At 72.1% G+C, this 25811-nt stretch carries 26 protein-coding genes; 10 read left to right on the top strand and 16 right to left on the bottom strand.

The annotated features are described in order from the left end of the window. Nucleotides 1-17 precede the first annotated feature (17 nt). The 4 genes from IEZ01_RS25745 to IEZ01_RS25730 all read right to left on the bottom strand — a co-directional run bounded on the left by IEZ01_RS25745 (nt 18) and on the right by IEZ01_RS25730 (nt 3731). Complete coding sequence (locus IEZ01_RS25745; RefSeq protein ID WP_189203999.1) at nt 18-812, bottom strand: ATP-binding cassette domain-containing protein; 795 nt, start codon at nt 810-812, stop codon at nt 18-20. Beyond that, nucleotides 809-1858, bottom strand: coding sequence for an ABC transporter permease (locus IEZ01_RS25740; protein ID WP_019890405.1), 1050 nt, complete (start codon nt 1856-1858; stop codon nt 809-811). Before IEZ01_RS25740 ends, IEZ01_RS25745 begins: the two co-directional genes overlap by 4 nt. Further along, a complete protein-coding gene (locus tag IEZ01_RS25735; RefSeq protein ID WP_063828536.1) occupies nt 1855-2841 on the bottom strand; it encodes a sugar ABC transporter substrate-binding protein in 987 nt (328 codons plus the stop codon). Before IEZ01_RS25735 ends, IEZ01_RS25740 begins: the two co-directional genes overlap by 4 nt. 170 nt (nt 2842-3011) lie before the next feature. Then, nucleotides 3012-3731: a GntR family transcriptional regulator gene (locus IEZ01_RS25730; protein WP_189204053.1), complete on the bottom strand. Its 720-nt coding sequence runs from the start codon at nt 3729-3731 to the stop codon at nt 3012-3014. A 133-nt stretch (nt 3732-3864) separates the two neighbouring features. Here IEZ01_RS25730 and IEZ01_RS25725 point away from each other — a divergent pair, with 133 nt between their 5' ends. Next, a complete protein-coding gene (locus IEZ01_RS25725) occupies nt 3865-4899 on the top strand; it encodes a Gfo/Idh/MocA family protein (protein ID WP_189203997.1) in 1035 nt (344 codons plus the stop codon). Between the two features lie 95 nt (nt 4900-4994). On the opposite strand, the gene IEZ01_RS25720 is transcribed toward IEZ01_RS25725, so the two are convergent. Together IEZ01_RS25720 and IEZ01_RS25715 are read right to left on the bottom strand one after the other, a co-directional pair. Continuing rightward, entirely contained in the window at nt 4995-5663 is a 669-nt protein-coding gene (locus IEZ01_RS25720) for a response regulator (RefSeq protein ID WP_040875735.1), read from the bottom strand. Continuing rightward, nucleotides 5660-6901, bottom strand: coding sequence for a sensor histidine kinase (locus tag IEZ01_RS25715; protein ID WP_189203995.1), 1242 nt, complete (start codon nt 6899-6901; stop codon nt 5660-5662). Before IEZ01_RS25715 ends, IEZ01_RS25720 begins: the two co-directional genes overlap by 4 nt. 156 nt (nt 6902-7057) lie before the next feature. Between IEZ01_RS25715 and IEZ01_RS25710 the strand changes: the two genes are divergently transcribed. Then, on the top strand, nt 7058-7279 hold the full coding sequence (locus IEZ01_RS25710) for a hypothetical protein (RefSeq protein WP_019890399.1): 222 nt from the start codon (nt 7058-7060) through the stop codon (nt 7277-7279). Between the two features lie 13 nt (nt 7280-7292). On the opposite strand, the gene IEZ01_RS25705 is transcribed toward IEZ01_RS25710, so the two are convergent. The 4 genes from IEZ01_RS25705 to allB all read right to left on the bottom strand — a co-directional run bounded on the left by IEZ01_RS25705 (nt 7293) and on the right by allB (nt 11582). Continuing rightward, nucleotides 7293-8213, bottom strand: a complete 921-nt coding sequence (locus tag IEZ01_RS25705; protein ID WP_019890398.1) for a DMT family transporter — start codon at nt 8211-8213, stop codon at nt 7293-7295. Nucleotides 8214-8312: 99 nt separating this feature from the next. Further along, nucleotides 8313-8927 (bottom strand): dihydrofolate reductase family protein, encoded by a 615-nt coding sequence (locus IEZ01_RS25700; RefSeq protein ID WP_019890397.1) that lies wholly within the window; start codon nt 8925-8927, stop codon nt 8313-8315. A gap of 195 nt (nt 8928-9122) precedes the next feature. Next, nucleotides 9123-10235, bottom strand: coding sequence for an allantoicase (gene alc / locus IEZ01_RS25695; protein ID WP_019890396.1), 1113 nt, complete (start codon nt 10233-10235; stop codon nt 9123-9125). Nucleotides 10236-10238: 3 nt separating this feature from the next. Continuing rightward, nucleotides 10239-11582 carry an allantoinase AllB gene (gene allB / locus IEZ01_RS25690; protein ID WP_189203992.1) on the bottom strand — a complete coding sequence of 448 codons (1344 nt, stop codon included), beginning with the start codon at nt 11580-11582 and terminating at the stop codon, nt 10239-10241. A 327-nt stretch (nt 11583-11909) separates the two neighbouring features. Between allB and IEZ01_RS25685 the strand changes: the two genes are divergently transcribed. Then, complete coding sequence (locus tag IEZ01_RS25685; protein ID WP_019890394.1) at nt 11910-12719, top strand: IclR family transcriptional regulator; 810 nt, start codon at nt 11910-11912, stop codon at nt 12717-12719. A gap of 183 nt (nt 12720-12902) precedes the next feature. Here IEZ01_RS25685 and IEZ01_RS25680 read toward each other — a convergent pair whose 3' ends face one another. Both IEZ01_RS25680 and IEZ01_RS25675 read right to left on the bottom strand, forming a co-directional pair. Then, a complete protein-coding gene (locus tag IEZ01_RS25680) occupies nt 12903-13589 on the bottom strand; it encodes an ABC transporter ATP-binding protein (protein ID WP_019890393.1) in 687 nt (228 codons plus the stop codon). Beyond that, nucleotides 13586-14689: an ABC transporter permease gene (locus IEZ01_RS25675; RefSeq protein ID WP_028798130.1), complete on the bottom strand. Its 1104-nt coding sequence runs from the start codon at nt 14687-14689 to the stop codon at nt 13586-13588. Before IEZ01_RS25675 ends, IEZ01_RS25680 begins: the two co-directional genes overlap by 4 nt. Before the next feature lie 112 nt (nt 14690-14801). Between IEZ01_RS25675 and IEZ01_RS25670 the strand changes: the two genes are divergently transcribed. Next, nucleotides 14802-16034 carry a sensor histidine kinase gene (locus IEZ01_RS25670; protein WP_019890391.1) on the top strand — a complete coding sequence of 411 codons (1233 nt, stop codon included), beginning with the start codon at nt 14802-14804 and terminating at the stop codon, nt 16032-16034. Further along, the gene (locus tag IEZ01_RS25665) at nt 16034-16660 is read left to right on the top strand and encodes a response regulator (RefSeq protein ID WP_019890390.1); all 627 of its coding nucleotides are present in this window, start codon (nt 16034-16036) and stop codon (nt 16658-16660) included. The genes IEZ01_RS25670 and IEZ01_RS25665 overlap by 1 nt, the downstream gene beginning before the upstream one ends. Here IEZ01_RS25665 and IEZ01_RS25660 read toward each other — a convergent pair. After that, complete coding sequence (locus tag IEZ01_RS25660) at nt 16650-16994, bottom strand: DUF5955 family protein (protein WP_040875221.1); 345 nt, start codon at nt 16992-16994, stop codon at nt 16650-16652. The two genes, IEZ01_RS25665 and IEZ01_RS25660, sit on opposite strands and share 11 nt — an antisense overlap. 190 nt (nt 16995-17184) lie before the next feature. Between IEZ01_RS25660 and IEZ01_RS25655 the strand changes: the two genes are divergently transcribed. The 3 genes from IEZ01_RS25655 (at nt 17185) to IEZ01_RS25645 (ending at nt 21137) form a co-directional block, all read left to right on the top strand. Next, on the top strand, nt 17185-17832 hold the full coding sequence (locus IEZ01_RS25655; protein ID WP_189203990.1) for a nucleotidyltransferase family protein: 648 nt from the start codon (nt 17185-17187) through the stop codon (nt 17830-17832). 238 nt (nt 17833-18070) lie between these two features. Continuing rightward, nucleotides 18071-19693 (top strand): malate synthase A, encoded by a 1623-nt coding sequence (gene aceB / locus IEZ01_RS25650; RefSeq protein WP_028798128.1) that lies wholly within the window; start codon nt 18071-18073, stop codon nt 19691-19693. A gap of 256 nt (nt 19694-19949) precedes the next feature. Then, complete coding sequence (locus tag IEZ01_RS25645) at nt 19950-21137, top strand: GDSL-type esterase/lipase family protein (RefSeq protein WP_229833227.1); 1188 nt, start codon at nt 19950-19952, stop codon at nt 21135-21137. Between the two features lie 106 nt (nt 21138-21243). On the opposite strand, the gene IEZ01_RS25640 is transcribed toward IEZ01_RS25645, so the two are convergent. After that, complete coding sequence (locus IEZ01_RS25640; protein ID WP_019890385.1) at nt 21244-22206, bottom strand: fibronectin type III domain-containing protein; 963 nt, start codon at nt 22204-22206, stop codon at nt 21244-21246. 150 nt (nt 22207-22356) lie between these two features. On the opposite strand from IEZ01_RS25640, the gene IEZ01_RS25635 reads away from it, so the two are divergent. After that, entirely contained in the window at nt 22357-22974 is a 618-nt protein-coding gene (locus IEZ01_RS25635; RefSeq protein WP_229833226.1) for a hypothetical protein, read from the top strand. 42 nt (nt 22975-23016) lie between these two features. Next, entirely contained in the window at nt 23017-23598 is a 582-nt protein-coding gene (locus IEZ01_RS25630) for a TIGR03086 family metal-binding protein (RefSeq protein ID WP_106960019.1), read from the top strand. 21 nt (nt 23599-23619) lie between these two features. On the opposite strand, the gene IEZ01_RS25625 is transcribed toward IEZ01_RS25630, so the two are convergent. Both IEZ01_RS25625 and IEZ01_RS25620 read right to left on the bottom strand, forming a co-directional pair. Further along, on the bottom strand, nt 23620-24279 hold the full coding sequence (locus IEZ01_RS25625; protein WP_028798365.1) for an aspartate/glutamate racemase family protein: 660 nt from the start codon (nt 24277-24279) through the stop codon (nt 23620-23622). 68 nt (nt 24280-24347) lie between these two features. Beyond that, the gene (locus tag IEZ01_RS25620) at nt 24348-25769 is read right to left on the bottom strand and encodes a nucleobase:cation symporter-2 family protein (protein WP_078513439.1); all 1422 of its coding nucleotides are present in this window, start codon (nt 25767-25769) and stop codon (nt 24348-24350) included. Between the last annotated feature and the right edge of the window lie 42 nt (nt 25770-25811).

Raw genomic sequence — 25811 nt, 5'->3', positions numbered from 1 at the left:
GTACCCTCCGGCGCCGGTCACGACGACGAGGGGCGCTCGAGTTCGTGGCGCAGGTCCTCCAGCTCGCTGCCGCCGGCCATCTGGCGGGTCAGCTCGTCCAGGGTGATGGAGTCCTTGGTGTGGCTGCCGGACATGCTGCCGCGCTTGAGCAGGACGAAGCGGTCGCCGACGAGATAGGCGTGGTGGGGGTTGTGGGTGATCAGTACGACGCCGAGTCCCGCGTCGCGGGCGGCGGCCACGTACTTGAGGACCACTCCGGACTGCTTGACGCCGAGCGCGGCGGTCGGCTCGTCGAGGACGAGGACCTTGGCGCCGAAGTGGACGGCGCGGGCGATCGCCACGCACTGGCGTTCACCGCCGGAGAGGGTGCCGATCGGCTGGTCGACGTCGCGCAGGTCGATCCCCATGCGCAGCAGTTCCGCGTGGGTGGTGCGGCGCATGCGGTCGACGTCGAGGCGCTTGAAGGGGCCGGCGCCCTTGGTCGGTTCGGAGCCGAGGAAGAAGTTGCGCCAGACCGGCATCAGGGGGACGACGGCGAGGTCCTGGTAGACCGTGGCGATGCCCCGGTCGAGGGCGTCGCGGGGGTTGGCGAGGGAGGTCTCCTCGCCCTCGACGCGGAAGGTGCCCGCGTCGTGGCCGTGCAGCCCGGCGATGATCTTGATGAGGGTGGACTTGCCGGCGCCGTTGTCGCCGAGCACACAGGTGATCTCCCCCGCGTGGACCTCCAGGGAGACCCCTTCGAGGGCGCGGATGTTGCCGTAGTACTTGCTGACGCCGTCGAGTTCGACGAGCGGGGTCTGCCGGGCGGTCATGCGGTCGCCTCCGCGCGCTTGCGGACCCAGGCGTTGAGCAGGGTCGCCAGAAGGAGCATGGCTCCGAGGAAGAACTTGAACCAGTCCGGGTTCCACTCCGCGTACACGATGCCCTTGCTGGTCATGCCGAAGATGAAGGCGCCGACGGCGGAGCCGATCGCGGAGCCGTAGCCGCCGGTGATCAGGCAGCCGCCGATGACGGCCGCGATGATGTAGATCAGCTCGTTGCCGACGCCCTCGCCGGACTGCACGACGTCGAACGAGAAGAGCAGGTGCTGGCCGGAGATCCAGGCGCAGAACGCCACGCCCATGTAGAGGCCGATCTTGGTCTTCACGACGGGGACGCCGACCGCGCGGGCGGCGTCGGAGCCGCCGCCGACCGCGAAGATCCAGTTGCCGAAGCGGGTGCGGAGCAGGATCCAGGTGGCGAGGGCGACCAGGGCGAACCACCACAGGATGGTGACCTTGAGGGCGACGCCGCCGAGGACGAGCTCGGACGCGAAGAGGGATCGGGCGGAGGTGAAGCCCTCCATGTCGGCGATGGTCTTGGTGGAGACCGTGCCGCTGATGAGCTTGGTGAGACCGAGGTTCAGGCCGGTCAGCATCAGGAACGTGCCGAGCGTGATGATGAAGCTCGGCAGCTTGGTGCGGGTCAGCATGAAGCCGTTGAAGAACCCGAAGGCCAGGGTGGTCAGGAGCGAGACGCCGACGCCCACCCAGACGTTCGCGGTCATCTGGAAGCTGAACATCGACGAGACGAGCGCCGCGCTGGTGACCATCACGCCCGCGGAGAGGTCGAACTCGCCGCCGATCATCAGCAGGGCGACGGGGACGGCCATGATGCCGATGGTGGAGGCGGCGTAGAGCACCGTGCCGAGACTGGCGGCGCGCAGGAAGCTGTCGGCGACCAGTGAGAAGAAGAGGAAGACGGCGGCGGCGCCGACGACCGAGCCCAGCTCCGGGCGGCCGAGGAGCCGGCGCAGCGGCGAGGTGTGCAGGAGCCGTTCGTCGATGGCGTCCTTGGCGGGCGGTGCGGTGGTGCTCATCGGGTCCCCCGCTCCGCGTACTCCTGGAGCTTGGCCGCGTCCTTGTCGTTGATGATCTGCGGGCCGGTCAGCACGGGGCGGCCGCCGCCGAGGACGTCGGCGTTGTAGCGGTAGAGCCAGAGCAGGTCCACGGCCTGGTAGCCCTGGAGGTAGGGCTGCTGGTCGACGGCGAAGCCGAGCGTGCCGGCGCTCAGGGCGGCGGCGACCTTGGCGTTGAGGTCGAAGGTGTCGATCTCGGCCTTGCTGCCTGCGGTCTTCCTGGCCTGGACGGCGGCGTCCGCGAAGGGCGCGCCGAGGGTGACGACGGCGTCGATGGCCGGGTCGGCCTGGAGTTTGGCCTCGATGGAGGCCTTCACGTCGGGCATGTTGGTGCCGTCGACGTAGAGGTTCTGGAGCTCTCCGCCGAAGGTCTTCTTCACTCCGGCGCAGCGCTGTTCGTGGCCGACGTTGCCCTGCTCGTGCAGGACGCACAGCGCCTTCTTCCGGCCGCGCTCGTCGAGCTCGTCGCCGACCGCCTCACCGGCGACGGTCTCGTCCTGGCCGATGTGGGTGAGCGCCCCGAAGGCCTTGGACTGTTCGGAGCCGGAGTTGACGGTGATCACCGGAATGCCGGCCTTGACGGCGCGGGCTACGGCGGCCTTCATGGCGTCCGGCTTGGCGAGGGTGACGATCAGTCCGTCGACCTTCTTGTCGACGGCCGCGTCGATCAGCTGGGCCTGTTCCTTGGCCTCGTCGCTGTGCGAGTAGAGGAAGTTGATGTTGTCCTTGACGGCGGCCTGCTTGGCGCCGTTCTGGACGATGTCCCAGAAGGTGTCGCCGTCGCCCGAGTGGGTGACCATCGCGAAGGTCCAGCGTGGGGTGTTCACCGCGGCCCGGCCTTCGGCGGCGGCCGCCTTGCGGGCGTCCTCGGCGCGCTTGCCTCCGGTGCTGCTGCAGGCCGTCAGTCCGGCCGCGAGCAGTGTCGCCGCCAGTACCGCGCCGATCGCACGTACCCCTGTCCGAGCGTTGGTCACGACGCGCCCCTCCTGCTGTTCCGCTGTCCCGCTTGCCCTGCTGTGTGCACTGCAGTATCGGTCATGCCGTTCCGGTTCTACGACTCTGATGCGAACGCGTCAATGCATTTGTCAGAACATTCTTACGGTCTGACCGAAACCTACGGTCGGACCAGAAGCTGGAACTCGAAGGAGTAGCGCGAGGCCCGGTAGACGTGCGAGCCGAACTCGACGGCCCGCCCGGTGTCGTCGAAGGTGGTGCGCTCCATGGTCAGCAGCGGCGCACCCTCCTTCTCGGTGAGCAGCTCGGCCTCGGCGGGGGTCGCGGCGCGGGCGCCGACGGTCTGCCGCGCGCTGTGCAGGGTGATGCCGGCGTCGCGCATCAGCCGGTACAGGCCGGTCGCCTCCAGGAGCTCGGTGTCCAGGTCGAGCAGGGCGGCCGGGAGGTGGTTGCGCAGCCGGGCCATGGGCTCGTCATGCGCGCAGCGCAGCCGCTCGACGTACCGCACGTCGCTGCCCTGGGGGATGCCGAGCGCGGCGGCGACCGGCGCGGTGGCCGGTTCGATCCGGTTGGCCAGGACGATCGTGGCGGGCCGCTGGCCGGCCGCCTCCAGGTCGTCGTAGAGGCTGCTGAGCTCCAGGGGGCGCTTGACCTGGCTGTGGACGACCTGGGTGCCGACGCCACGGCGGCGCACCAGCAGGCCCTTGTCGACCAGGGACTGGATCGCCTGGCGGACGGTGGGCCGGGACAGGCCGAGCCGGCCCGCGAGGTCGATCTCGTTGCCGAGCAGGGTGCCGGGGGTCAGGGCCCCGGTCTCGATGGCCGCCTCCAGCTGCTGGGCCAGCTGGAAGTAGAGCGGGACGGGGCTCGTACGGTCCACGCGGAGGGGAAGCGGCTGCGGCTGCTGGGGCACGGGCCGAGCCTAGTCGCCGCGCATGTTGACGGGAAGTCGTGAAGTTCGATTGTCAGGACAAACTCTTGACATGACGACTGCTCGGCACCACCTTGGGGCCATGCGCATCGGACTGATCGGAACGGGACGTATCGGAACTTTCCACGCGGGCGTTCTCAGCCGTCATGAGGCGGTGGAGTCGCTGGTGGTGGCGGACGCGGACACGGCCCGCGCGGCGCGGGTCGCCGAAACCCTTGGTGTGGACGTGGCGCCGGGCGTCGACGCGCTCTTCGCCGACGGCCTGGACGCCGTCGTGATCACCTCGGCGACCGCGGCGCACGCCGAGCTCATCGCCCGCGCCGCCCGCGCCGGGCTGCCGGCCTTCTGCGAGAAGCCGATCGCCCTCGACCTGCCCGGCACCCTCGGCGCGCTGGCGGCGGTGGAGGCGGCGGGCACCGAGCTCCAGCTCGGTTTCATGCGCCGGTTCGACGCCGGTTACCGGGCCGCCCGTGAGGCCGTACGGTCGGGCCGGCTCGGGCGGCTGCACACCGTCCGCGCCGCCACCTCCGACCCGGCGCCGCCGCCCGCGGCCTATCTGCCGCTCTCGGGCGGCCTGTACCGGGACTGCCTGGTCCACGACTTCGACATCCTGCGCTGGGTGACCGGCCGCGAGGTCACCGAGGTGTACGCGGCCGGCTCGGACGCCGGCCCGGCGATGTTCCGCGAGAGCGGCGACGTGGACACCGCCGCCGTCCTGCTCACCCTCGACGACGGCACGCTCGCCACGGCGACGGCGACCCGCTGCAACGGCGCGGGGTACGACGTACGGATGGAGCTGGCCGGGGAGCTGGACCAGATCGCCGTCGGGCTGGACGACCGCACCCCGCTCACCTCCGTCGAACCGCTGGGGCCCGCGCCCGCCGACAAGCCCTGGCCGGGCTTCCTGGAGCGGTTCGCCCCCGCGTACGAGGCGGAGCTGGACACCTTCGTCCGGCTCGTGCGCGGCCAGGCGGCCAACCCCTGCGACGGGCGCGAGGCCCTCACCGCGCTGCGGATCGCCGAGGCGTGCGAGCGCTCGCGCCGCGACCGCCGCCCGGTGCCGATCACGGAGGTACGGGCGGACGCCGGGCCGGCGGTCGGCAAGGTCACCGGCTGACGGTCACGGGTCGGGGTCACGGGTGGGGGTCCGCGGTCGACCCGCCGCCGCGCGCCTTCAGATCGACGACGGGGCCCGGGCCGGCCCGGGCCGCCTCACGCGCTCTCGTCGTCGAGCAGGCCCGCGTCATGGACGAGCAGCGCGATCTGGACGCGGTTGTTGAGGCCGAGCTTGGCGAGGATGCGCGAGACATGGGTCTTGACGGTCGGCACGCTCATGTAAAGGGCCGAGGCGATCTCGGCGTTGGACCGGCCCTGGCCCACGGCGACGGCCACCTCCCGCTCCCGCTGGGCGAGTTCGGCGAGCCGGACGCCGGCGGCGGCCCTGCGGGGGTGCTCGGCGGTGTCGGCGACATGGGTCATCAACTGCCGGGTGACGGCGGGCGACAGGACCGGGTCGCCGGCCGCCACGCGCCGTACGGACGCCACGATGTCGGCCGGGGCGGTGTCCTTGAGGACGAACCCCGCCGCGCCTGCCCGCAGCGCGCGCAGGACCTGCTCGTCGGCGTGGAAGGTGGTGAGCACGACGACGTCGGGGGCATCGGGCCGGGCCCGCAGCCGTTCGGTGGCGGTCAGTCCGTCGACCCGCGGCATCCGGATGTCCATCAGGACGACGTCGGGGGCGTGGGCGGCGACGAGCTCCGGGACCTCGGCGCCGTCGGAGCCCTCGCCGACGATCTCGATGTCCTCGGCGCCCCCGAGCATGAAGGAGAGGCCCGCCCGGACCAGCGGGTCGTCGTCGATGATGAGCAGCCGGATCGTCATGACGGCCACGGTAGCCAGGCGTGGAGTGCGAACCCGCCGTCGGGGGCGGCGCCGTGGTCCATCCGGCCACCGGCGAGGGTGGCGCGCTCGGTCAGCCCGATCAGGCCCTGGCCCGACCCCGGGACGTGGGGCACGGGGCCGGTGGGCGCGGGGTTGTGGACGCCGACGGTGAGCCCCTCGCCGGGCCGGCCGCGTACGGTGACGGTCACCTCGGTGCCGGGGGCGTGTTTACGGGCGTTGGTGAGGCCCTCCTGGGCGATGCGGTAGACCGTGCGGCCGGTGGCGGCGGGGACGGTGGCCGGGTCGCCGACGGTGTTGTCGAGGGCGACGGTCATGCCGGCCTGCCGGGATTCGGAGATCAGCGCGTCGAGGGTGGCGAGGGTGGGCTGCGGCCGGTCGCCCTCGCCCTGGTCGCCGGGGGCGCGCAGCACGCCGATGATCTCGCGGAGGTCCTGGAGGGCCTCGTGGGCGCTGTCGCGGATCACTCCGGCGGCGCGGGCGATCTCGGCGGTGGGGGCGTCGGGCCGGAACTCCAGGGCGCCGGCGTGCACGCTGAGGAGGGTGAGGCGGTGGGCGAGGACGTCGTGCATCTCCCTGGCGATGGCCTCGCGGGCGGCGCGCTGGGCCTGCTGGGCGCGGAGCTCCGCCTCGGCCTCGGCGCGGCGGGCCCGTTCGCGCAGCGCGACGACGAGCTGGCGCCGGGCGCGTACGAGCATTCCCCAGCCGGTGACCAGCAGGACGAGCAGGACGGCGATGACGACGCCGAGGACCGGGTGGACGGTCGGGTCGGGCCGGACGAAGACCTGGACGACGCCGCTCGCCAGGGCTGCCGAGGTGACGAGCGCGACCTGCTTGAACGGCCGGTGCACGGCGACGCCGAAGAGGGCGACGAGGAGGGCGCCGCCGGTCGAGGGGGCGATCGTTTGGGTCACGGAGAGGATCAGGGCGAGACCGACGGGCCAGCGGCGGCGCAGCCACAGGGCGCAGCAGGCGGCGGCGCCGACGAGCTGGTCGGCGAAGGTGATCACGTCCGAGTTGCCGTACTGCTCGCTGGCCTCGACGGAGAGCAGCCCGATGAAGGCGGCGAGGACGAACCCGACGGTGTCGACGATCCAGTCGCGTACGGTCCGGCGCGGGCGGCTTCGGCCGCGTCCGCCGGCCCGGTCCCCCGGCAGTTCGGGGTCGAGGGGGTCCGCCATGGCCGAGGGGAGCAGCCAGGGGTATTCCGTACGCGTCATGTCGACAAAGTTACGCAGGCGGGGGGCGTCCGGCGGGCTCGTGGCGGCGGGAAGCTACCAAAGTCGTACACGGCCACCGGCAGCGGATACTTTCGGCCCGGCGCCGCATTCCGAGGCAGGACGCGCGGGCCGGTCGCGGTGGATCACGCTCGGTCCATGAAGAAGATTCTGGAGCTCGTGGGCATGGCGCTGCTGATCGTGGGCGGTGCCGGGGTGCTGCGGGAGCTGACCGACGGATGGTTCTCGATCTTCGGTTTCACCCGCTTCCTCACCGACCACATCGGTTTCCTCCAGGGCCGTGAACTCTTCGCGCACATCGTGCTCGCGGTGCTCGGCTTCGCCATGCTGATGATCGCCGACCGGTCCTCGAAGGCCTGAGGTCGCGGGGTCGCTAGGCGGTGGCGGCGGCCCGGCGGCCCCAGCTGGTGCCGGCGAGGACGAGCACCGCGCCGAACAGGCCGACGGCGCCGAGGTGTTCGCCGCCGAGGGCGATGCCGACGGCCGCCGCCCACAGCGGTTCGGTGCCGAGCAGCAGGCTGACCCGGGAGGGCGAGGTGCGGCGCACGGCCCACATCTGTACGAAGAAGGCGAAGAGCGTGCAGAAGACGGAGAGGAAGAGCAGCCCGGCCCACTCACGGGGGCCGAAGCCGACGGCCACCGCCCACGGCGAGGCGCCGGTGCCGGGGACGGCGGCGAGCAGCGCGAAGACGGCGACCGCGCCGCCGAGCTGGACGGTGGTCAGGGAGAGGGCGTCGGCGCCCTGGACGGCCTTGATCCGGGACATGGCGAGGACGTGCGCCGTACGCGCGACGGCGGCCAGCAGGATCAGCAGGTCGCCGAGCGAGGGGGTGGTGAACCCGCCGCCCTGGGTGAGCAGCACGACTCCGGCGACCGAGAGCGCGGCCGCGGCGAGGAAGGCACGGGGCGGCCGGACGCCGGTCACCGCGGCCTCGGCCAGCGGTGTGAAGATCATCGTGAGGCTGATGATGAGCCCGGCGTTGGTGGCCGAGGTGTGGACGACGCCGTACGTCTCCAGGAGGAAGATCCCGCTGAGGACGAGCCCGAGCAGTCCCGCCCCGCGCCACTGCGCGGCGCTGAGGGCGCGCAGCCGTCGCCACCCGGCCGCCACGAGGACGGGCAGGACCACGGCGAAGCGCAGCACGAGGACGGCGACGACGGTGTGGGTGGTCGTGATGCCCTTGGCGGCCAGATAGCTGGCGCCCCAGACGACCGCGACGAGCAGGACGGGCAGGTCGGTGAGCCAGGCCCGGCGGGGGGCGGGCAGCGGTACGGACGCGGCGATCGTGGACACGGCGGGCCTGCTCCAACACGTCGGAAGAGGTGGAGACTTCGGCGGCTCGCACGGGGACGATCACCGTACCCGCGGCGTGGTCGGGGCGCCAGATGTTTCCTACACGTAGGAGCCGTACGCGGGCCGGCCCGCCAGTTCGTAGGTGTGGACGGCGATGCCGGAACCGGTGGTCCTGGCGTCGGTGTGCCGGAACGCGGTCGGCTGCGTGCCCTCGGCGAACAGCCGGCGCCCCTTGCCCAGGACGACGGGGAAGACCAGCAGATGCAGCGTGTCGATGAGGTCGTGCGCCATCAGGGACTGGGCGAGGCCGCCGCTGCCGTGCATCTGCACCTCGCCGTCGGTGGTGCGCTCCTTGAGCGCCCAGATCTCCTTGACGAGGTCCCCGCCGAGGACCGTGGTGCCCGCCCAGTCCGCCGAGCTCAGGGTGGTGGACGCGACGTATTTGGGCAGGGAGTTGAGCTTGGAGGCGATCGGGTCGTCGGGGTCGGTCATCCTGGGCCAGTAGCTCGCGAAGATCTCGTACGTGCGGCGGCCGAGCAGGAAGGCGGCGGGCCGCGAGAAGACGTCGTCCATGAAGGCGCCGAAGTCGTCGTCCGCGTACGGCACGGTCCAGCCGCCCTGGTCGAACCCGCCGCTGGGGTCCTCGTCCGGGCCGCCGGGTGCCTGGTAGACGCCGTCGAGCGAGAGGAACTGGGTGAGGGTGAGCTTGGCCATGACAGGTGCCTTTCTCTCCGGTCCATCGTGTCTCACAAGCTCCGACTCCACCGCTCGGGAAAAGTCATCGCCCTGCGGCCGGGTCGCCGTCCGACACCCGCCAGCGCCCGGGGTACGCGCCGAACGGTGAAAGTCGCGCGGGGCGCACCGGTGCTGTCGGGCCGGTGCGCCCTCGCGCGATCGGGCGGGGTGTCGTTACCCGCCCAGCTCCTGGTGGCGTGCGGTCAGCCGCGCCGAGCCCTCGGCCGTGAGGGAGCCGAAGAGACGGAGGCGGGAGATGCCGCCGTCGGGGTAGATGTCGATCCGGACGTGCGTACCGACCGCCGGGGTGCCGAGCACGAAGCGGTGGTTCGTGTCGGGCTGGAGGCGGGTGCGGGGCAGGACCTCGGTCCAGTTGTCCGAGCCGTCCGACACGGACAGCGACGCCCAGCCCGCGCTGTTGCCCTTGAGGTACGCGGTGTCGATCTCGACCGCGCGGATCTCCGACTCGGCCACCAGCTGGTAGCGGATCCAGTCGTTGCCCTTGTCACGGCGGCGGCGGGTCTCCCAGCCGTCGTCCATCTTGCGGGAGCGTCCCGGCTGGATGGTGTTGGTCGCCGGGGAGTAGAAGCGGTCGGAGGCGTCCTCGACCTGGCCGCCGTTCTCCAGGGCCACGAGGTCGAAGGTGCCGAGCACGTTCAGCCACGCCGGGTCGGGGGCGACCTCGCCGTACACGCGCAGACGGGCGATGCCGCCGTCCGGGTGCTGGTTGACCCGCAGATGCGTGAAGCGCTGCTCCACGTCGACGGAGAAACCGTTCGCCGCGTGACCGCCGATGGCCGTACGGGGTACGAGCGTCACCCACTTGACGTCGTCGGCGAGCAGGTCCTCGGGCGACGGGGAGCCCGCGACCGAGGTCGCCTCGACGGAGACGGCCTGCGGGTAGTTGCCACGGAAGTGCGCGGTGTCGACGACGATGCCGCGGATGACACCGGGGGCGCCGAGGCGTACGAGCGCCCAGTCGTGGTCCTCGTCGGTGGGGTGCGGCTGCTGGGCGGAGACACCACGGCGGCGGCGGGTCTCCCAGCCGTCCATGATCTTGCCCTTGTGCCCGAAGTGCTCGGGGTCGAACTCCGCGGCCTCCGGCTTGAGCATGTTCTCGCGCTCGGCGAAGAACTCGTCGTTGGCGGCGATCACGCCCGCGCCGAGCCGCCGGTCGGCGAGGTCGGCGTACTGCGTGAAGGGGAAGTCGGCGGTGCGGTAGTCGGCGTACGGGTCGCCGCCGCCGTAGGGGCTGGCGTCACCGGTGAAGCTCGGTATCGACGTCATGGTTCAGTTGTTCCTTTCGAGGAGCCGGCCGCTCGGCTCGGCGAGGCTGCCGTGGTCGGCGATGCGCTCACCGCGCAGCCAGGTGGACTTCACGACTCCGTGCAGGGTCTTGCCGGCGTAGGCGGTGACGCGGTTGCGGTGCTGGAGCTCGGCCGGGTCGACCGTGAAGGTCTCGTCGGGTGCGAGGACTGCGAAGTCGGCGTCGCGTCCGGCCTCGATCGCGCCCTTGCGGTGCAGGCCGGCCAGGCGGGCCGGGGCGGTGGACATCCAGCGGGCGACGTCGTCGAGGGTGCGGCCGCGGCGGCGGGCCTCGGTCCAGATCGCCGGCAGGCCGAGCTGGAGGGAGGAGATGCCGCCCCAGGCGGAGGCGAAGTCGGGGGTCTTGAGGTCGGCGGTCGACGGCGAGTGGTCCGAGACGATGCAGTCGATCGTGCCGTCGATCAGGCCCTGCCACAGGGCGTCCTGGTTGGAGGCCTCGCGGATCGGCGGGCAGCACTTGAACTCGGTGGCGCCGTCCGGGATCTCCTCGGCCGTGAGGGTGAGGAAGTGCGGACAGCTCTCGACGGTGACCTGGACGCCCTCGCGCTTGGCGGCGGCGATCAGCGGCAGCGCGTCGGAGGAGGAAAGGTGCAGGACGTGGACGCGGGCGCCGAGCCGGCGGGCCTGGGCGATCAGGTTCTCGATCGCGGTGTTCTCGGCGTCGCGGGGGCGCGAGGCGAGGAAGTCGGCATACTTCTCGCTGCTCTTCTGGGGCGCGTCGGCGAGGTGGTGCGGGTCCTCGGCGTGCACGATCATCAGCCCGTCGAAACCGGCGATCTCCGCCAGGGACTGGGCGAGCTGGTCCTGGTCGAGCGAGGGGAACTCGTCCACCCCGGACGGCGACAGGAAGCACTTGAAGCCGAAGACGCCCGCGTCGTGCAGCGGCCGCAGGTCCTTGACGTTGTCGGGCAGGGCGCCGCCCCAGAAGCCGACGTCGATGTGGGCCTTGGTCCGGGCGACCTCCTGCTTGGTCCGCAGGTGGTCGACGGTGGTGGTGGGCGGGATGGAGTTGAGCGGCATGTCGAGGAGGGTGGTGATGCCACCGGCGGCGGCCGCGCGGGTGGCGGTCCAGAAGCCCTCCCACTCGGTGCGGCCGGGGTCGTTCACATGCACATGGGTGTCGACGAGGCCGGGCAGGACGACGTCGTCGCCGAAGTCCTCCAGGCGGGCGCCGGCCGGCACCTCGGCGTCGTACGGCAGTACGGCCGCGATCCTTCCGTCGGCGACGGCGACCGATGCGGCGCGCGTCCCCCCGGGGGTGACGACGCGGGTCGAACGCAGTACCAGGTTCACGTCGAGGTCGGACACCCGTGCCCCTCTCATCCAGCAGAAATTCAACGAACTGTTGAAGGAGTCTTCACTTAGGACCGCGCGGCGTCAAGGACGCAGATCCAGCATCCGCCCGACTCGCGCCCCGCACGACCGAGCTCTTGGACGTTTCCATGAAGTGGAATGGAAATTTCGTACAGTAGAACGTAGCTCCGCACATGCGGGAAGGCCGGTACCGCCGCGAGCGGCCGCCGACACCGGACAAACACCCCCCTGACCGGCGCGGACGCCGGTACCGGGGCCGTGTGTCCGGAGGAACGGCCCGGTAGGCTGCTGACTTGCCCGCCTGCCCCGAAAGGACTTGACGTGCCGACGTCCAGCGCCAGCACCACCGACGCCAAATCCACCGGTAACTCCACCGGTGGCGTCCAGTCCCTCGAGCGCGCCTTCGACCTTCTGGAACGGATGGCCGACGCCGGGGGCGAGGTCGGGCTCAGTGAGCTCTCCGCCAGCAGCGGACTTCCGCTGCCCACCATCCACCGGCTGATGCGCACGCTGGTCGCCTGCGGCTACGTACGCCAGCAGTCCAACCGCCGCTACGCCCTCGGCCCCCGGCTGATCCGGCTCGGCGAGTCCGCCTCGCGGCTGCTGGGCACGTGGGCCCGTCCCTATCTCGCCCGCCTGGTCGAGGAGACCGGCGAGACCGCGAACATGGCCCTCCTCGACGGCGACGAGATCGTCTACGTCGCCCAGGTGCCGTCCAAGCACTCCATGCGTATGTTCACCGAGGTCGGCCGGCGCGTGCTGCCGCACTCCACCGGCGTGGGCAAGGCGCTCCTCGCGCACACCCGGGCGGAGGAGGTACGGGCGCTGCTGGCCCGTACCGGCATGCCCGCCGCCACGGAGAAGACGATCACGACGCCCGACGGCTTCCTCGCCGCTCTGGAGCAGGTTCGCAGCACGGGCTACGCGGTGGACGACAACGAGCAGGAGATAGGAGTCCGCTGCCTGGCGGTGCCGGTGCCCGACTCCCCCACCGCGGCGGCCATCTCGATCTCCGGCCCGGCGGGCCGGGTGACAGAGGCGGCGACGGAGAAGATCGTGCCGATCCTCCAGGAGGTCGCGCGGGAGCTGTCGACGGCGCTGGTGAACACCTCGGGCAACAACAACGGCTGAGCCAGGCCGACGAGCGTGCATGGAAGGGCCCCCGGCCAGGCCGGGGGCCCTTACTCATGTCTGACGGACGCGGGCGTGGGTCCCGGCCTGGGAGGCATCGGCCCCGGCCGATCGTGAGGTCCTGGCCCCGGGGTCCTGGGCCCGGAGCGGTGCCCATTGCGCGCCCTCCGTTCCGGGCGGTCCTCAACTCCGCTCGACCGTGGGCTCGGACAGCCGGCCGTCCTGGACGCTCACCGTCCGGTCCATCCGCTCCAGGTGTGCACGGTCATGTGTCACCAGGACCGTGGCCGTTCCCCGCTCCCGGGTGAGCGTCACCAGCAGGTCGAGTACGGCGGCTCCCCGCTCGTGGTCCAGGGCGCTCGTCGGCTCGTCGACCAGCAGCACCGCGGGGTCGTTCATCAGCGCCCGCGCGATGTTGACGCGCTGACGCTGCCCTCCGGAGAGCTGGTGCGGGCGGCGAGCCGCCAGGTCGGCGAGGCCGACCCCGTCGAGGAGAGCCAGGGCCCGGTCCCGTACTGCCTTCGTCCGGCGGCCGGAGAGATGGGCCATCACCTCCAGTTGCTCGGTGACCGTCAGCGAAGGCAGCAGATTGGGCTGCTGGAAGACGATCCCGATGCGTTCGCGGCGCAGCGCGGCCTTGCCTGCCCGGTCGAGGCCGGCGGTGTCCGTACCGTCCACGACGACCCGGCCGCGGTCGGGGCTCACCAGCGTCGCGGCGACCGCCAGGAGGCTCGACTTCCCGGAGCCGGACGGGCCGACGACGGCGGTGAGGGTGCCGGCCGGGACCTTGAGGGAGACGGAGTCGAGGGCCGTCAGGCGTCCGTCGCCGTCGGGGTAGGTGAGGGTCACGTCGTCGAGGTGCAGTGTCACCGTGCGCTCCCGAGTGCGGTCAGCGGGTCGACGGCGGTGATCCGCCGGATGGAGAGGGCCGCGCCCAGCACGCCGAGGACGATCATCACGGCGGCCGGGCCGAGCACGGTCAGCGGTTCGAGGACGAAGGGCACGTCGCCGCCGCTGACCACCGCGCCGATGCCGACGGCGAGCGCCGTCCCGAGCAGCGTTCCCGCCGCGAGCATCAGCACCGCCTGCCCGAGCGCGTCCTTGAGGAGGTACGGGGTGGAGGCGCCGAGCGCCTTCAGTACGGCCACGTCCGCGCTGCGCTGGATCGTCCAGACGGTGAAGAAGGCGCCTATGACCAGCGCGGAGATGACGAAGAGGAAGCCGCGCATCAGCTGCAGGGAGCCGTTCTCGGCCTGGTAGGACCCTATGGCGGTGAGGGCCTCGTCGACGGTCCGCGTCTGGGTGCCGGCGGCCCGGTCACCGGCCGCGAGGTCCACCCCGTCCGAGCCGTCCGAGCCGTTCGCGAGGGTGAGGGCGATGACGGTGGCCTGCTCCTTGGGCATGGTGCCGCTGTGCCCGAGCCGCTGCCAGTCGTCGAGGGAGGTCCAGACGACCGGTGTGTGACTGTACGAGGCGTCTCCGGCGACCGCCGAGACCGTCGCCTCCAGCGGGCCGAGCCGTACCCGGTCCCCGACCCCGGCCGCCAGCTCCTGTGCGGCCGACTCGGAGAGCACCGCCTTTCCGGGACCCAGCTTCGAGCTGCCGGGCGCGATCCGCGCCGAGGGTTCGGTACCGAAGGCGGAGACCGCCGCCGTACGGTCCCCGGCGGAGGCGTTCAGCGTACGGATGCCGATCGGCGCGGCGGCCCGCACGCCCGGCCGTCCGGCCCAGCTCCGCCACGCGTCCTCGGTGAGGGAGGAATTGGTGAACGACACCGACTGACCGGAGGGGGGCGCGGCGAAGGCGAGACGGTCGGCGGGCAGCCCCGTGATCGCCGAGATGTTCTCCCGCGCGAGCCCGGCCGTCAGCCCGGACAGCAGCCCGACGAGCAGGGTGATCAGCACGATCACCGTTCCCATCAGGGTGAACCGCCCTTTGGCGAATCTCAGATCTCTCCATGCCACGAACATGGTGACCAGACTCCTGTGCCTGGACGGGCGGCGGCATCGCGCCACGGATGGCTCCGCAATCAAACTTTCGGTTGAGTCCGGATTGTCGGCTCCGGCCTACCCTGGACGGACCATGGATCCCCGCACCCTCACCCCTGCCCTGCGCGCCCTGCGTCTGTGTCTGCATCTGCTGATGGCGGGGCTGCTGGCGCTGGCGGTGGTACGGGCGTGGGGCGACGGCGCTCCGGACGCCGGGGCGGTCCTGGCGGTGGCGGCGGTGACCGGCGCGGTGTACGCGGCCGGGTCGCTCCTGCCTGCCGTACGTCTGACGCGGCGGGCGGCCGCGCTCTGGCTCGCGGCGCTCGGGGTGTCCTGGCTTGTGCTGCTGTGGCTGACGCCGGACGCCCTGTGGGTGGCGTTCCCGCTGTACTTCCTCCAGCTGCATCTGCTGCCCGCGCGCTGGTCGCTGCCGGCCGCCGCCGTCACCGCGGCCGCCGCGATCGGTTCGTACGTGGGGCACGGCCGGCCGCTCAACCCCGGGGTCTTCATCGGTCCGCTGCTGGGCGCGGCAGTCGCGGTCGCGACCGTCCTCGGCTACCAGGCGCTGTACCGGGAGAGCGAGCGGCGCCGCCGGCTCATCGAGGAGCTGATCGCGACCCGGGCCGAACTGGCCGCCGCCGAACGGCACGCGGGCACGCTCGCGGAGCGCGAGCGGCTCGCCCGGGAGATCCACGACACCCTGGCACAGGGGCTTTCGTCCATCCAGCTGCTGCTGCGGGCCGCCGAGCGGACGCTGCCGGCGGCTTCCCCGGCGGCGACCCACATCGCCCGGGCCCGGCAGGCGGCGCAGGACAATCTCGCCGAGGCGCGGCGGTTCGTACGGGCCCTGTCGCCGCCGGACCTGGAGCACGGCTCGCTGGCCGGGGCCCTGGAGCGGCTGTGCGAGCCGGGTCCCGGGCCGCGGGTGCGCTTCTCGCTCAGCGGCACTCCGGTGGAGCTGCCCACGCCGTACGAGGTGGCGCTGCTGCGGATCGCCCAGTCCGCGCTGGCGAACACGGTCCGGCACGCGGGCGCCTCGCGCGCCGAGATCACGCTGACGTTCATGGACGCGTCGGTGACGCTGGACGTGGTGGACGACGGCAGGGGGTTCCGGCCGGAGGCGGTCGTCGCCTCGTCGGACGCCGGGTTCGGGCTGCCCGCGATGCGCTCGCGCGCCCAGTCGCTGGGCGGCACGTTCACGGTCGAGTCGGCGCCGGGCCAGGGTGCGGCCGTCGCCGTCACCTTGCCGTTGCACACCGCCGGTTCCGGCAGCCGGCCGGACGGCACCCTCGCGGACCGCACCGGCGCACACCGGGAGGCTTCCTGATGACCGTCCGTCTTCTGCTCGCCGACGACCATCCGGTGGTACGGGCCGGTCTGCGGGCGGTCCTGGACACCGAGCCGGACTTCACGGTGGTCGCGGAGGCGGCCACGGCCGAGCGGGCGGTGGAGCTGGCCGCCGGCGGGGGTGTGGACGTGGTCCTGATGGACCTGCAGTTCGGGGCGGGGATGCACGGCTCGGAGGCGACGGCCGCCATCACGGCGCGGGCGGGCGGGCCACGGGTGCTGGTGCTGACGACGTACGACTCGGACGCGGACATCCTGGCGGCGGTCGAGGCCGGGGCGAGCGGCTATCTCCTCAAGGACGCGCCGCCGGAGGAGCTGGCGGCGGCGGTCCGTACCGCTGCGGCCGGTCAGTCCGCACTGGCTCCGGCGGTGGCGCACCGGCTGATGGACCGGATGCGGACGCCCGCGGAGGCGCTGACGAAGCGGGAGCTGGAGGTCCTCCAGCTGGTGGGCGAGGGGCTGTCGAACCAGCAGATCAGCAAGCGGCTGTTCCTGAGCCAGGCGACGGTGAAGTCCCACCTGGTCCACATCTTCGCCAAGTTGGGGGTGGACTCGCGCACGGCCGCGGTGGCGACGGCGACGGCCCGGCGGCTGATCAGACGGTAGGGAGCTGCGTCCCGTCGTCGGGCCGGCGCGGGGGTTCGCCGAAGAGTTCGACGGCGTTGCGGACCTCCGTCAGCCCGTCGCGCAGCGCGCTGACCGAGCCGATCGACCCGACGATGAGCAGTAAGGAGCGGCGCATCCGGCGCACTTCGGGCACTCCGCCGAGCGCCATGGCGGCGAGTGCGGCGAGCTCGTCCTCGGCGATGCCACGGTCGGCGAACTCGGCGCGGTGCCCGGCCAGTTCACGGCGGAGCCGGGAGACCGCAGCGCTCAGCTCCGCCACTCTCGGGTCTTCGTCGCTGCCCGTCACACGCCTCTGCCCCATGCTCCGCAACACGGCTCTCTCCCCCTCGCACATCGTTGTGCGCGGGCAAGTTAACGCCACGGCGCGGTGTGGACGCCACTCCGCGGACAGAAACCGGACGGATTTGCGGGTGTGCGGTATGCAGTCACCCATGACACCGACATCCGACAGGGCACAGCCTGACGTGACGTCCGACGCGCCACAGCGTGGGGTGACACCCGACATGGCACAGCGTGGGGTGACACCGGACATGTCACCGCCCGGCGCCCGGCCCGTGGCCGGGCTGCTGCTGGCGGCCGGCGGGGGGCGGCGGCTCGGCGGACGCCCCAAGGCGCTGCTCCAGCACCGGGGCCGCCCGCTCGTGGAGCACGCGGTGCGTGTGCTGCGCGAGGGCGGCTGCGAGGTGGTCCATGTGGTCCTGGGGGCCTCCGCCGATCTCGTACGGGAGCGGGCCTCCCTCGCCGGGTGCGTGCTGGTGGACAACCCCCGCTGGGAGGAGGGCATGGGCTCGTCGCTGCGGGCCGGGCTCGCCTCGCTCGCCGGGACGGGGGCCGGGGCCGCGCTGGTGAGCCTGGTGGACCAGCCCGGTATCGGCGCCGAGGCGGTGGCGCGGGTGCGGGCCGCGTACCGCTCGCCGGACTCGCTGGCGGCCGCCTCGTACGACGGCAGGCGCGGCCATCCGGTGCTGTTCGGCGCGGACCGGTGGGCGGAGATCGGCGCGGGGGCGGTCGGCGACCAGGGCGCGCGGGACTATCTGACAGCGCACCGGGATGCGATCACGCTGGTCGACTGTTCGGATGTGGCCGAGCCTTTCGACATCGACCGTCCCGAGGACCTGGCGCGGCTGGACGGGATGGAGCACCTTGAGTGAACGAGGTGGCACTCAGAGCCAGGTTTTGTCGACCCGAAGAATCTCGACATCAACAAACCATTGAACTTCCACCATGAGGAAACTAGTATCCACTGCTCAGGAGCGCCCGATGTCCTCAGACGGCGCTCGCGGCCGTATCTCGGCGCCCGCGGCACTGCGTGCCGTCTGACGACGCTCGGCGGCCGCGGAGCACGACCCCAGCACCGCCCCTGAAGTCCGCTGAAGGAAGTGACAGTTCATGTCCGCACCAGCGCCGTCCCCGTTGGCCGTCGTCGATGCCGAGCCGCTCCCCCGCCAGGAGGAAGTGCTCACCGACGAGGCCCTGGCCTTCGTGGCCGAGCTGCACCGGCGGTTCACCCCGCGCCGGGACGAGCTGCTCGCCCGCCGGGCCGAGCGCCGCGCCGAGATCGCCCGCACCTCCACGCTCGACTTCCTCCCGGAGACCGCACAGCTCCGCGAGGACGACAGCTGGAAGGTCGCGCCGGCCCCGGCGGCCCTGAACGACCGCCGGGTCGAGATCACCGGCCCGACCGACCGCAAGATGACCATCAACGCCCTCAACTCGGGCGCCAAGGTCTGGCTCGCCGACTTCGAGGACGCCTCCGCGCCCACCTGGGAGAACGTCGTCCTCGGCCAGCTCAACCTGATCGACGCCTACGAGCGGAAGATCGACTTCACGGACGCCCGCACCGGCAAGTCGTACGCCCTGAAGCCGGCCGGGGAGCTCGCCACGGTCGTGATGCGCCCGCGCGGCTGGCATCTCGAGGAGCGCCACCTGCGCTTCGACGGCCGCCCCGTCCCCGGCGCACTGGTCGACTTCGGCCTCTACTTCTTCCACAACGCCCAGCGCCTGATCGACCTGGGCAAGGGCCCGTACTTCTACCTCCCGAAGACGGAGTCGCACCTGGAGGCGCGCCTCTGGAACGACATCTTCGTCTTCGCGCAGGACTACGTCGGCATCCCGCAGGGCACCGTCCGCGCGACCGTCCTCATCGAGACGATCACGGCCGCGTACGAGATGGAAGAGATCCTCTTCGAGCTGAAGGACCACGCCGCGGGCCTCAACGCCGGCCGCTGGGACTACCTCTTCTCGATCGTGAAGAACTTCCGTGACGGCGGCGCCAAGTTCGTCCTCCCGGACCGCAACGCGGTCACGATGACGGCCCCGTTCATGCGCGCGTACACCGAACTCCTCGTCCGTACGTGCCACAAGCGCGGCGCGCACGCCATCGGCGGCATGGCGGCCTTCATCCCGTCCCGCAAGGACGCCGAGGTCAACAAGGTCGCCTTCGAGAAGGTCAAGGCCGACAAGGACCGCGAGGCGAACGACGGCTTCGACGGCTCCTGGGTCGCCCACCCCGACCTGGTCCCGATCGCGATGGCCTCCTTCGACGCGGTCCTCGGCGACAAGCCCAACCAGAAGGACCGGCTGCGCGAGGACGTGTCCGTCGCCCCCGGTGACCTGATCGCCATCGACTCCCTCGACGCCAGGCCGACGTACGACGGCCTGCGCAACGCGGTCCAGGTCGGCATCCGCTACATCGAGGCCTGGCTCCGGGGCCTCGGCGCGGTGGCGATCTTCAACCTGATGGAGGACGCGGCCACCGCCGAGATCTCCCGCTCCCAGATCTGGCAGTGGATCAACGCGGGCGTGGTCTTCGAGAACGGCGAGCGCGCCACCCCCGAGCTGGCCCGCAAGGTCGCGGCCGAGGAACTGGCCGCGATCCGCGAGGAGCTCGGGGACGAGGCCTTCGGCCAGGGCAACTGGCAGCAGGCCCACGACCTCCTCCTGCGGGTCGCCCTCGACGAGAACTACGAGGACTTCCTCACCCTGCCCGCCTACGAACAGCTGGTCGGCTGAACGCACGGCAGCCGAGCGGCAGTTCGTCCGGCAGTCTCCGCCCCCTGGCGCACGCACAGCGCCAGGGGGCGGAGCTGTCTCATCCTCTGCTTCGCTCGAATACGCCGACCGAACGGACGGGCGGCGTGATCAAACCGAAATCTTCCGCTACCTAGCGGTAACAAGCCGGCACGTGTCAGATTCCGCCATGCCACCGGCGCCGGAGGCTGTTCCCCACCCCCCGCATGCCCCCATGCATTCGCGCAGGAGCACAGCCATGCCCGGATTCCGCACCAGACGCATGTCCCGGTGGCTCGCCGCCGCTCTCGCACTGCCGCTCGTCATTTCGGCCACCTCCGCTGCCTCGGCCGCATCGACCGCATCGACCGTCTCCGACAGCACCGCAGCGGCCTCCGCACTTCCCACCGCCGTCGTCACCATGGGCGACAGCTTCATCTCCGGTGAGGCGGGGCGCTGGCAGGGCAACAGCCTCACCGACAGCGGCAGCCGGGACGGCACCGACCGGGCCTGGACCGGCGCCGGATACGACCCGAGGCGTGTGTACGGTGACACCTCGGTCAACGGATGCCACCGCTCGGACTCCGCGCCGGTCTCCGCCCTCGCGGGGCGCGCCGACGTACTGGTCAACCTGGCCTGCTCCGGGGCGCGTACGGAGAACGTGTTCCGCACCGCGCATGGCGGCAAGGCCTACCGCGGGGAGGCGCCGCAGGCCGACCGGCTCGCCGCGGTCGCCGCGACGCACGACATCGAGCTGATCGCCCTCTCCGTCGGCGGCAACGACCTCGGGTTCACCGAGATCATCACCGCCTGCGCGAAGGACTACATCATCTGGTACTCGTACTGCCACGACGACCAGCAGCCCGTCGTCGACGCCAGGATCGGCCCGGCGATGGCGGGCGTCGGCAAGGCCGTCGACGAGATCCGCGCGGTGATGTCCGCCGCCGGGCAGGCCCCGTCCTCGTACCGGATCGTGCTCCAGTCCTACCCCTCGCCCCTCCCCCGCGGCGCCGAGAACCGCTACTCCGAGAGCGGCTGGGACCGGGTGACCACCGGCGGCTGCCCCTTCTGGGACGGCGACTCCGACTGGGCGCGCGACCAGCTCGTACCGCAGCTCGCCGACCGGCTGAGGGGCGTCGCCACGGCCAAGGGGACGGGCTTCCTGGATCTGCGGGGCGCCTTCCAGGGGCGTGAGGTCTGCGCCTCGGCGAGCCGGCAGGTGACGGCCACCAGGCCGGCGTCGGCCGCCACCAGCGAGTGGGTGCGCTGGATCGACAGCGACGGCACGCAGGGCCCGGTGCAGGAGTCGATGCACCCCAACCACTTCGGCCAGCTCGCCCTGGGACGCTGCCTCGCCCTGGCCTACGCCGCGTCCACCACGCGGCACGCCTGCCGCAACACCCCGGGCGCGGGCACCTCGGGCATGTATCTGGCCCCCTTGTCCTGACGGGTTCACGGCGCCGCGTGACGCCACCGGCCGCCTGGTCCTGCCGGGTGACGCGGCGACGGTGGCCCGGCTCGTGATGCACCGGCCGTGATGCACCGGCCGGGAATCACCGGCCCGTGACGACGACGGTCCGCTGGGCGGAGAAGTCACCCCAGCGCCCGTCCGGGAGCCGGGCGCGAATCTTGACGCTGTAGCGGGTGCCGGGCGGGTCGGTGACGGTGAGGGTGTACGTGACCGGGCCGGGCGGGGGCTGCGCGCCCCAGACGATGGTGGTGGCGAACGCGCCGTTGAGATGGAGCTGGTGCTCCTTGACCGGCGCGCCGGTCTCGGGTGGTGTCCAGGTCAGCACGATCTCGCCGGGGCGCGCGGTCGCCTTGAGACCTGTGGGCGCGGTCGCGGGCGGGGCGCCCGGCGCGGCGGCGGTGGTGAGGTCGACGGGGTTGCTGTCGGGCGAGGAGTTCTCGGCGGCGTCGCGGGCCCGGACGGTGAAGCTGTAGACCGTGCCGGGGCGCAGTCCGGTGACCCGGGCGGTCGTCACGTTCCCGGTGACGCTGTGGACGCGGGAGTCCTCCTGGTAGATGTCGTAGGCGGTGACGCCGGTGGCGTCCGTGGCCCGCGCCCAGGTCAGGGTCGCCGCGTTCCGGCCGTTGGCGGCGCCGCGCAGCAGGCGAGGCGCCGTGGGTGCGGTGCGGTCCTCGGGCGCGGCAGCCGGTGTGGTCACGGTGACGGCGGCGGTCTGCGGTGACCGGTTTCCGGCGGCGTCGAGCGCGCGGACGGTGAAGGTGTACGCGGTGGAGGGTGCGAGGCGCTCGATGTCGACCATGGTGCGGCCTCCGGTCAGGGTCTTGACCTTGACCCCTTTCTGGAAGACCTCGTAGGCGGTGACGCCGGTGTCGTCGGTCGCCGCCTCCCACATGACGTGGACGGAACTGGCGCTGCCGGCCTGCGCGGTGAGGCGCTGGGGCGTGGACGGCTTCTGGGTGTCCTTCACCTCGCCCGCCGAGCAGCCGCCGAGGAGGAGCAGGAGGGCCGCGACGGTGGTGGCGGTCACGGTGGCGGCTCGGGTCACGGTCGGGCCTCCGCTTTCCTCGACTCACCTTGAATGGTCCAGACCTATGGGACACCCAAGGTCATGCCCACTTCAAGAGCGCGGGCGCCCCCAATGAGAAGTCGGCGTTGTCAGTGGCGTGCGCTTCACTGGATTCGTCACTCTCCGTCGATGACAACTGGGGGAATCATGACGGACCGTACGACCTTTGTGTCTCTCGCCGGGCTGCGCGGGCGCGGCTGGACCGATGCGATGGTGCGGGACCTGCTCGGGGAGCCGGACGTACTGGGCCGCAGTCCGCGCCGTTGGTCGCCGGCGCCGGTGAGGCTGTATCTGGTGGCGCGGGTCCAGGCGGTGGAGCGGACGCCGGAGTTCCCGCGCGAACCGACCGCGTCGGGGCGGGGCTCCCCCGCCGTCCGGGTGGCGGCCGAGCGCCGCCGGGCCGCGGTGCTGGGGGCGATCCGGGCGGAGCCGATCCGGGTGCCGCGGCTGCCGGGGCCGGAGCTGGAGCGGCGCGCGGTCGGGCACCGCAGAGCGCTGGGCGACCGGGGCGGGGTGAAGCCGGGGGCGCTCGTGGGATGGCAGGTCAGTTATCTGATGCACGCGCTGTCCCGGTACGAGGCGCTGCTCGACGGGCTGTTCGGGTCCACGGGGCGGGCGGAGGCGGAGCGGCTGCTGCGCCGGAGGCTGTACGAGGCGATCGCGGCGGCCTATCCGGAGCTGGCCGGGGAGTGCCGCAGACGCGCGGAGCGGGTCGAGGGGGCCGACAGTGGTGGGGAGCGGCGATGAATCCGGGGGCGACAGGAGGTCTGCACATTCATGGAGACACAGATGCTTGATCTGGGACCGGTCGCACATGAGGTGGCGCGGGTGGCGGCGGCCGTCGGCGACGAACGGCTGGGGGACCCCACGCCCTGCCCCGACTACGTGGTTCGGGACCTGCTGGCCCATGTCGTCGGGCTGAGCGCGGCCTTCCGCGACGCCGCGCGGAAGGACCTGGGCGCCAATACGGCCACGGACCCCGGTTCGGCCGCCCTGGTCCTCGCGGACGACTGGCGGACGGCCCTGCCGCGCCGTCTCGACGAGCTGGTCGAGGCCTGGCGCGACCCGGCGGCCTGGGAGGGCGACACCCAGGCCGGGGGTGTGGACCTCCCGGCGGCGGTCGCCGGCCAGGTCGCCCTCAACGAACTCCTCGTCCACGGCTGGGACCTGGCCCGGGCCACGGGCCAGGAGTACCGGATCACGGACCGGGCGGCCCTGGAGTCCTCCCGCACCCTGCTCGCCCCGGACCCGGACGACCCGGACCGCGGCGGGATCTTCGCCCCGGTGGTCCCGGTCCCTGACGACGCCCCGCTCCTGGACCGCGTGATCGGCCTCAGCGGACGCCGCCCGGACTGGGAGCCGGGGCGATGAACACCCGACGCCATTTCCGGCTCAGCCGGACGGCGTCGGCGGCGGGGCGCTCAGGGCGCGGGCGATCCGGCGGCAGGCGGCCGGGACCGGGGCCACCACCGGTGTCGCGAAGCGGGTCTGGAGCCACCACGCCGCGTCGCCGAGCGGGCCGCCTCCGATGACGACAGTGTCGGCGGCGTCCTGGACAAGGCACGCCTCGACGGCCAGGGCGAGGCGTTCCCGCATCAGTTCCGGTGAGGCGGCGAGGAGTTGGGGGTCGCCGGCCGTCAGGCGCAGGCCGGTGTAGCGGTCGGTGAGGCCCAGCCGGTCGACGCCGGTGGCGATCGAGGCCGCGAGGCCGGGGGTGGTCGTCGCGATGCCGAAGTGGGCGCCCTGAGCCGCGGCCTCGGTGAGGGCGGATTCGGCGAGGCCGGCCACGGGCACGTCCGTGGCCGCCCGGAGTTCCTCGACGCCCGGGTCGCCGAACGCGCCGACCAGGATCGCCGCGCAGGCTCCCTCGGCCCGCGCGGCGAGGCCCGCCGCCACGACGTGCGGCACGGCGGCGGCCAGCGCGGGCTCGGTGACGATCATCGGGGGCCCGTCCGGCACGGTCACCGGGTGGACCTCGTACGCCTCGCCAAGGGCGCGGCGGGCGATCGCCGCCATCATCTCCGTCGTCGGCCGGGAGGAGTTGGGGTTGATGAGAACGACGACCGGCCGGTCACCGCCTCCGTCGAGGTGGGGACCGGCAGCCGGGGGTCGCCGTGTGCTCAGTGGACGGCCACCGCCGCCGGGGACGGTTCGGACGGTGCCGCCGCCTCCTCGCCGCCCTCGCCGCGCTTGCCGAGGTGGTTGAAGGCGAGGTTGAGGACGATCGCCACGACGCAGCCGGTGCTGATGCCGGAGTCGAGGACGACCAGCAGGTCCTTGGGGAAGGCGTGGTAGAACGACGGCGCCGCGATCGGGATCAGGCCGATGCCGACGGCGGCGGCCACGATCAGGGCGTTCTCGCCCTTCTCCAGCGCGGCGGTGGCCAGGGTCTGGATGCCGCTGGCGGCGACCGAGCCGAACAGGACGATGCCGGCGCCGCCGAGGACCGGCAGCGGCACCAGCGCGATCACGGAGGCCGCGATCGGACAGAGGCCGAGCAGGATGAGGATGCCGCCGCCGGCGGCCACGACGAACCGGCTGCGCACCTTGGTCATCGCGACCAGACCGATGTTCTGGGCGAAGGCGCTGCACATGAAGCCGTTGAAGAGCGGGCTGATGGCGCTGCCGAGGGTGTCGGCGCGCAGTCCGCCCTCGATGATCCGCTCGTCGGCCGGACGGTCGACGATCTTGCCGAGGGCGAGCATGTCCGCGGTCGACTCGGTCATGCAGACCAGCATGACGATGCACATCGAGATGATCGCGGCGATCTCGAACTGCGGGGCGCCGAAGTGGAAGGGGGTGGGGAAGCCGACGACATCGGCGCCCTTCATGGCGTCGAAGTTGGTCATGCCGAGCGGGATGGCGACAAGCGTGCCGATGACGAGTCCGAGCAGGATCGCGATCTGCTGGAGGAAGCCGCGCAGCAGTCGGCGCAGGGCGAGTACGACCACGAACGTCAGGGCCGCCATGCCGATGTTCTTCATCGACCCGTAGTCGGAGGCGGTCGAGTTGCCGCCCTGGGACCAGTTGAAGGCCACGGGGAGCAGGGAGACACCGATCAAGGTGATGACCGTGCCGGTGACCACGGGCGGGAAGAAGCGGACGAGTTTGGAGAAGTACGGGGTGAGGACGAATCCGAGGACGCTGGCGACGATGATCGCGCCGAAGATGACGGCGATGCCGTCGTATCCACGGTCCCTGCCGATGGCGATCATGGGAGTCACGCCGGCGAAGGAGACTCCGTTGACGAACGGCAGCCGGGCGCCGACGCGCCAGAAGCCGAGGGTCTGGAGCAGGGTGGCTATGCCCGCGGTGAAGAGGCTCGCCCCCATCAGGAACGCGGTGTCCTTGGCACTGAGGCCCACGGCGGGCCCCACGATCATCGGCGGGGCCACCACGCCCGCGTACATGGCGGCCACGTGCTGGAGGCCGCTGGTGAACATCTTCAGGGGCGGGAGCGTCTCGTCGACCGGGTGCTTCCGGCCTTCTGACGAGTCCGCTGGGGCATCTGCATCTTTACGAAACCTGGGCGTTGCGGCCACGGCGGTTCCTCCGGTCGGGTGCACGTCGGCGGTGACGCGGGT

The organism is Streptomyces purpureus, from assembly GCF_014648195.1.
Classification (GTDB): Bacteria; Actinomycetota; Actinomycetes; order Streptomycetales; family Streptomycetaceae; genus Streptomyces; species Streptomyces purpureus.
Note: the sequence above shows the minus strand (reverse complement) of the source record. Positions and strands in the feature narration are given on the sequence as shown.

What these genes read in the sequence shown, in the direction of transcription:
- IEZ01_RS25745 (WP_189203999.1), bottom strand. Translation starts at nt 812, where the DNA reads ATGACCGCCCGGCAGACCCCGCTCGTCGAACTCGACGGCGTCAGCAAG.
- IEZ01_RS25740 (WP_019890405.1), bottom strand. Translation starts at nt 1,858, where the DNA reads ATGAGCACCACCGCACCGCCCGCCAAGGACGCCATCGACGAACGGCTC.
- IEZ01_RS25725 (WP_189203997.1), top strand. Translation starts at nt 3,865, where the DNA reads ATGCGCATCGGACTGATCGGAACGGGACGTATCGGAACTTTCCACGCG.
- IEZ01_RS25720 (WP_040875735.1), bottom strand. Translation starts at nt 5,663, where the DNA reads ATGACGATCCGGCTGCTCATCATCGACGACGACCCGCTGGTCCGGGCG.
- IEZ01_RS25715 (WP_189203995.1), bottom strand. Translation starts at nt 6,901, where the DNA reads ATGACGCGTACGGAATACCCCTGGCTGCTCCCCTCGGCCATGGCGGAC.
- IEZ01_RS25710 (WP_019890399.1), top strand. Translation starts at nt 7,058, where the DNA reads ATGAAGAAGATTCTGGAGCTCGTGGGCATGGCGCTGCTGATCGTGGGC.
- IEZ01_RS25700 (WP_019890397.1), bottom strand. Translation starts at nt 8,927, where the DNA reads ATGGCCAAGCTCACCCTCACCCAGTTCCTCTCGCTCGACGGCGTCTAC.
- alc (WP_019890396.1), bottom strand. Translation starts at nt 10,235, where the DNA reads ATGACGTCGATACCGAGCTTCACCGGTGACGCCAGCCCCTACGGCGGC.
- IEZ01_RS25675 (WP_028798130.1), bottom strand. Translation starts at nt 14,689, where the DNA reads ATGTTCGTGGCATGGAGAGATCTGAGATTCGCCAAAGGGCGGTTCACC.
- IEZ01_RS25670 (WP_019890391.1), top strand. Translation starts at nt 14,802, where the DNA reads ATGGATCCCCGCACCCTCACCCCTGCCCTGCGCGCCCTGCGTCTGTGT.
- IEZ01_RS25665 (WP_019890390.1), top strand. Translation starts at nt 16,034, where the DNA reads ATGACCGTCCGTCTTCTGCTCGCCGACGACCATCCGGTGGTACGGGCC.
- IEZ01_RS25655 (WP_189203990.1), top strand. Translation starts at nt 17,185, where the DNA reads ATGGCACAGCGTGGGGTGACACCGGACATGTCACCGCCCGGCGCCCGG.
- aceB (WP_028798128.1), top strand. Translation starts at nt 18,071, where the DNA reads ATGTCCGCACCAGCGCCGTCCCCGTTGGCCGTCGTCGATGCCGAGCCG.
- IEZ01_RS25645 (WP_229833227.1), top strand. Translation starts at nt 19,950, where the DNA reads ATGCCCGGATTCCGCACCAGACGCATGTCCCGGTGGCTCGCCGCCGCT.
- IEZ01_RS25635 (WP_229833226.1), top strand. Translation starts at nt 22,357, where the DNA reads ATGACAACTGGGGGAATCATGACGGACCGTACGACCTTTGTGTCTCTC.
- IEZ01_RS25630 (WP_106960019.1), top strand. Translation starts at nt 23,017, where the DNA reads ATGCTTGATCTGGGACCGGTCGCACATGAGGTGGCGCGGGTGGCGGCG.